Origin of the sequence: Clostridium sp. 1001270J_160509_D11, assembly GCF_015667935.1 — a bacterium.
In the GTDB taxonomy this organism is placed as follows: Bacteria; Bacillota; Clostridia; order Peptostreptococcales; family Peptostreptococcaceae; genus Intestinibacter.
Map to the genome: position 1 here is coordinate 1 of NZ_JADPET010000168.1, position 5,744 is coordinate 5,744.

The following is a 5,744-nucleotide window of genomic DNA, read 5'->3' on the forward strand; positions in this document are numbered from 1 at the left end:
TCTCTATTTTAATATTTTATATATAAATAAATTTTCCTTAGAATTAAAAAAGAAGGCCAATTTAAAATCAACCTTCTCCTAAAATAAATTTTATACAGTGACTATGTTCTATAAAATCTCAATTTGAAACTAGCAGCCACATCCTCCAATACCATCACCGAAGAATCCGCCACATGAACAAGCTATTAATAATAATATTAAGAATGGTATCCATGCCATTATATCAATATCTACCCAAGTTTCTCCAAATGCTAAGAATAAAAAGAATAATACTATTATCCACCATGCTCCTGCTCCAAAGAATCCGCCTTCTCCAAATAATCTATCTAACATTTTTCTATTCCCCCTATTTTAAAATTATAATATTCCACCACAGCTACATAATATTAATAATATTATTAAGAATGGTATCCATGCCATTATGTCGATGTCTACCCAGCTTTCTCCAAATGCTAGGAATAAGAAGAATAATACTATTATCCACCATGCTCCTGCTCCAAAGAATCCATCTTCTCCAAATAATCTGTCTAACATTTTTTTTACCTCCTGTTGATGTTTGAGCTTTTGCTCTTAACTTATAATATGCAAAAGTGTTAATTTGTGATAATGTTTAAAATATTTATCTCTAAGTTTTTTTAGCATCCACAAGTGTATCCATTTTGGTAATTATCGTAGCAGTCATTATCATCACAATCGCATGAACAAACGATTAGAAGTAGAATTAAAAATGGTATCCAGTCGCTTAAGCAGATATCTACAAAACATTCTTGGAAGACTAAAAATAGGAAAAATAAAATTATAATCCACCATCCACTACCTCCGATACATTCAAACATTCTGGATAATTTACGATTCATAAAAATCCCTCCTTGATTGATATATCAAAAAAGACCTCCATCATATTCTAATGATAAAGGTCTTTATGCTCTATTATATATTATGATAAAAATATTTATTTGTTACCTATTTCTTAAAAATCTATTTTTTAATATATAGATAGTTTAAAATTAGCTAATTAAAAATTAAAAGCAACTAAATAATAATACTAAGATTATTATCCAAATTAACATTTCTGGGTTACATGCTATCCATTCTATTAAGTCGTCTCCAACCATTAATAATAATATAATTATTATTAAGAAGAAACCTCCGAAGAAATCTTCATCAAAGAAATTAAATAAACCCCCACCAAAAAATCTTGATAAATTTTGTTCTTGCATTATATTCCTCTCCCTTTTTAGATATTAATAAATATATTATTTATTTACTAAATATTATGCAGATAAAAGTCGAAAGGTTACAAAATTTATCATTTTTAGTTATTTAATGTTATTCGTTGTTTAATACTGGCGCTAAAGTTGAGTCACTAAAGAATGTATTTGCATTATATAGATATAATACTTCATCTACATTTTCTGACTTCATAAGCTCATCTATATCTTCATAATAGTATCTTGGGTCAACTAATATAATTTTACTGAAATGAGATGTTAAAAATGGAACAAAACTATTTGCATATGAATCTTTAAAAATAAGCAGTGTTTTGCCACTTGTTGATGCAGTATTGATTTTTACAAGTGGATGATTTCCACCTAAAAATACTTGATACTTATCTTTTTCTTCTAATTTCTCACTTTCATATAAAGTAGCTGTTTTCTTTTGTTCTTCTTCATAATTAACTACTACTTTGTCGTTTTCATCTTTAGGTATATATACTTTTACCTTGTCTTTTTTTGTTTTGTATCCACTTTCAGACGATAATGCACCTACAAAAGAATTAGATACTAACTCTATATCATAATCATCACTATCTTTTTTGCTTAAATCCATAACATCTGCTAGTTTTTGATATGAATAAAATGCTCCTAAACTTGTCCAGTGATGGTCACTTCTATAGAATATATCTTCTTTTTTATGCTCAAGTAATGTTGTATAAGTATCGACAAATTTTATATTTGAATCTAATTTTTGGGCATAATTATCTATATACTCTTGCTGATTTTGTGCTGGTGCTGCCATAGGCAGATTAGAGCCAAGTATGTTAACAGCTGTCGGTGATATCAACATATACTGTTTTACATTTTTGTATTTTTCAGCAAATGTATTTATAGCTTCTAAGTTTTTAGCCACATTTTCTTCATTAGGTTTATCAAATTGATCTAATAAATAGCCATCCTTACCTAAATAAACTCCATTAGATTCTTTTTTTAGTAGTAATTTATCTGCTTTTACTTTTACATCATTCCAAAAGTCTCTATTATAAAATTGGTCTACTTTATAATCTTCATATTTACTTATAAATCTTCCTTCTAACAATTTTTCTATTGAAAAACTAGGTTTTGTTTGAAGTACTCTATTTTCAGTTTCTGAGAAACTTCTTTTTTCTCCAAAAGTATTTACTACGACAAAGAATGCCATATAACATATAAATAATGCTGACAGTGATATACAATATTTTTTGCCAAGCTTATGTTTATGTTTTGGCTTGTTCTTTTTAGGTCTATTTTTTATATTTCTATTTTTTGTTTTATATGCTTCAGTCATATTTCCCACCACCTTTAAAATCTAAAATATAAGAATGGATTATAAGTTTCATTAACTAAATAAGCTGTAACTAAAAATAAAACTAAACCATATATAACTAATGATGGATTTATTAATTTATCTCTATATTTTTGAGCAAGACTTTCTAATGTACGTTTTATAATAGGTGTTGAGAATACTATAAGTATCGCAAACATCACTATATTAGTGTATAAATAATAAATTCCTGCTGTATCTACTATTGTATTTCCTGATGCAAAGAACATTATTTTTAAGTAATCAAGTGCAAATCCAAGATCCTCACTTGCAAAGAATAACCATCCTACTATTACAAATAACATTGTATAAGTATGTTTTATGCTGTCTGGCACTTTTTCTAAGAAAGATTTTAAAACAAACTTCTCTATTAACAATAAAATACCGTAGTATAATCCCCATACTACGAAATTCCAATTCGCTCCATGCCATAAACCTGTAAGCGCCCAAACTACAAATATATTTCTAATTTGTTTTGGTACACTAACTCTATTTCCACCTAGAGGTATGTATATATACTCTCTAAACCAAGTTCCTAGAGATATATGCCATCTTCTCCAAAACTCAGTAACACTCTTTGATATATATGGATAGTTAAAGTTCTCCATAAATTCAAATCCAAACATTTTTCCTAATCCAATCGCCATGTCTGAGTAAGCGCTGAAGTCGAAGTATATTTGGAAAGTATAAGCTATTATACCTAGCCATGCAGTAAGGACAGATATAGAAGATAATTCTAGTGACGAAATAGTTGTCCATAACATCCCTATATTATTAGCTAGTAAAATTTTCTTTCCTAAACCTTGTATAAATCTTTCAACACCTTCTCCAAATTTAAATACGCTTTCTTGACGAGTATTTAATTGTTCTTCTATAGTTTGGTATTGAACTATAGGTCCCGCAACTAATTGTGGGAACATTGTAACGTATGTTGCAAAATTAATTAAGTTATATTGTACTTCAACTTTTCCTAAGTAAACATCTACTATATAAGATAATACTTGGAATGTATAGAACGATATCCCTATTGGAAGTGCTAATCCTTCAAAAGGAATATTTAAATTAAATATACTATTTATGTTATTAACGAAAAATCCAAAATATTTAAAAAATCCTAATATACTTACGTTCAAAATAATAGTAAGTATAAATATCCATTTACACTTACTGTAATCATCTCTATTTCTATCTATTAAAATTGCAAGTAAATAATCTATTAAGATTGTACCTATCATTAAAAATACGTATATAGGCTCTCCCCATGCATAGAAAATTAAACTAGCTAGTAATAAAATCGAATTTTTTAATACTCTAGGGCTAACATAATATAGTAATAATGTTATTGGCAAAAATGTAAACAAAAATATAATACTACTGAATACTATTTTAATCGCCTCCCTCTATTGTTTTACTGCCTCTTTAAAAGCTTCTTTTAGTTGTTCTGCATTCTCTGATACTGCAAAAAATACATATTTTCCTTCTGACTTTAATTCATAGTCATTTAATAACGCGCATTGTTGTGGTCCATAACTTCCAAAACTTTGAAGTTGTGAATTTACTCTATTGTCAATTGTGTCTTTTAAAGAGTCTATTTGTGATTTATCTTTTACTTTTACAATTAACATTTCATCTACTTCCATAGATGATTCAGGAGTATATAATACTACACTGTCAAAATCGCTTGCATTTAAGCCGTAATATCTTTTTAATCCCTTAGTCCCTGTCTCTTCCATATTTTCGACAAGCCCTGTTTCTTCTATCGATTTTTGTATATCTTTTGCTGTTAAGTTATCGTTAACTTTTGTACATCCAGTTAAAATTGTACATGCACATACTACAGATACGATAGTTGTTATTGTTTTTTTTAATTTCATCTTTATTATTAACCCTCTCTAGATTCCTATAAGTTGGCTTGTTGTATAAATAAATCTAACCATTTTTTTATACAAGTAACTCCGAAATGTATACCATCAGGTTCATAGTTACCTTCTGACATAATGCTACTAGCATCGATAAATTTTACGCCTTTTTCTTCACATAATTGTTTTAAATCTTGATTCCATTGAGCTATATTTTTAAGATTTGGTTGTTTATTCGCTGCGGCTGTTGTAACTGGTAGTATTGAACAGATGTATATGTTTGAGTTAGGTAATTTAGATTTAACTTTATCTATAACCTCTCCATATAATTTAATAAATGCATCACTACTTTGAACGCCTACTACATCGTTTATTCCATATGTTAAAAACATATTCTTTGGATACATTCCTATAGCTGTGTCTATATCACCATTTTGTACAGCGGTTGAAAGACTTCTACCTTTTTGTGCAACTACAGAGGCTTGAGTTAATACTCCGTAGGCAGATATTCCTTCAGCTCTTGAGTCGCCAGCTATAACTGATGTCGAAAACTTTTTCTTATAGTCTACTGATGCTGAAGTATCATTTGTATTTACACTTGATACTTGTTCACTTATTCCATGCTGAGCTTTGATATTTTCTATTTGCTCTTCAACCTGTACTACATCTTGAGTTTCTAATTGTTTTATAGCTTCTACACCTTGGGCCACTTGTTGATCTTCTGTGGCATCTGGAGCATTTAAAGCCTTTGCAGAAATTGTAATAATTAATCCCGTAACTGCAAGTCCAAGTACAATTAGAGTTCTCTTGACTTTCTTTTTGAGTCTTATTTAAATCACTCCCCCTCTTAATATTATAAACATCCTACATTTCAATACATATTATAACATTTTATGTTTCTTTATTAAATAGTAATAATGTAACAAATATGTCACTGTTTTACAACATGATAAAGTAAAAAAAGTTAGTTTATAATGTTTTACCAAAAACTAACTTTTTTATTAAATATTTTATTAGCAGCAACATCCATCATCAAAATTAAATAATAGTAAAATTATTAATATAACCCAAATCCAGATATTATCATCGTCAAATATATCATCCAAAAAGTCTGTACATAACAACAAAAATACTAAAACAATTATAATTAAAATTCCACCATTAAAATCAAATCCACAATCTCCAAAAAATCTTGAAAGAGTATCTTCTAATTTTGCCATAGCTTCTCCCCCTAAATAAAAAGGTTTTTCTATGTTTAATATATGATTTTGTGTATTGATAAGTTACTTTTATTAAATTTTTATA

9 protein-coding genes are annotated in these 5,744 nt (G+C 28.2%); all 9 read right to left on the minus strand.

Annotation, left to right across the window (positions count from 1 at the left end):
• Positions 1 to 129: 129 nt before the first annotated feature.
• The 9 genes from I4U58_RS12285 to I4U58_RS12325 all read right to left on the minus strand — a co-directional run bounded on the left by I4U58_RS12285 (position 130) and on the right by I4U58_RS12325 (position 5,659).
• Complete coding sequence (locus tag I4U58_RS12285) at positions 130 to 333, minus strand: hypothetical protein (protein ID WP_195931634.1); 204 nt, start codon at positions 331 to 333, stop codon at positions 130 to 132.
• Positions 334 to 357: 24 nt separating this feature from the next.
• Entirely contained in the window at positions 358 to 534 is a 177-nt protein-coding gene (locus tag I4U58_RS12290; protein ID WP_195931635.1) for a hypothetical protein, read from the minus strand.
• A 101-nt stretch (positions 535 to 635) separates the two neighbouring features.
• Positions 636 to 857, minus strand: a complete 222-nt coding sequence (locus I4U58_RS12295; RefSeq protein ID WP_195931636.1) for a hypothetical protein — start codon at positions 855 to 857, stop codon at positions 636 to 638.
• Positions 858 to 1,022: 165 nt separating this feature from the next.
• The gene (locus tag I4U58_RS12300) at positions 1,023 to 1,220 is read right to left on the minus strand and encodes a hypothetical protein (protein ID WP_195931637.1); all 198 of its coding nucleotides are present in this window, start codon (positions 1,218 to 1,220) and stop codon (positions 1,023 to 1,025) included.
• 109 nt (positions 1,221 to 1,329) lie between these two features.
• A complete protein-coding gene (locus tag I4U58_RS12305; protein WP_207743886.1) occupies positions 1,330 to 2,544 on the minus strand; it encodes a DHHW family protein in 1,215 nt (404 codons plus the stop codon).
• 14 nt (positions 2,545 to 2,558) lie between these two features.
• Positions 2,559 to 3,965 (minus strand): MBOAT family protein, encoded by a 1,407-nt coding sequence (locus I4U58_RS12310; RefSeq protein WP_195931641.1) that lies wholly within the window; start codon positions 3,963 to 3,965, stop codon positions 2,559 to 2,561.
• 15 nt (positions 3,966 to 3,980) lie between these two features.
• Positions 3,981 to 4,454, minus strand: coding sequence for a DUF4358 domain-containing protein (locus I4U58_RS12315; protein ID WP_207743888.1), 474 nt, complete (start codon positions 4,452 to 4,454; stop codon positions 3,981 to 3,983).
• 26 nt (positions 4,455 to 4,480) lie between these two features.
• Positions 4,481 to 5,149 (minus strand): GDSL-type esterase/lipase family protein, encoded by a 669-nt coding sequence (locus I4U58_RS14340; RefSeq protein ID WP_195931639.1) that lies wholly within the window; start codon positions 5,147 to 5,149, stop codon positions 4,481 to 4,483.
• Positions 5,150 to 5,452: 303 nt separating this feature from the next.
• Complete coding sequence (locus I4U58_RS12325) at positions 5,453 to 5,659, minus strand: hypothetical protein (RefSeq protein WP_195931640.1); 207 nt, start codon at positions 5,657 to 5,659, stop codon at positions 5,453 to 5,455.
• Positions 5,660 to 5,744: the final 85 nt, after the last annotated feature.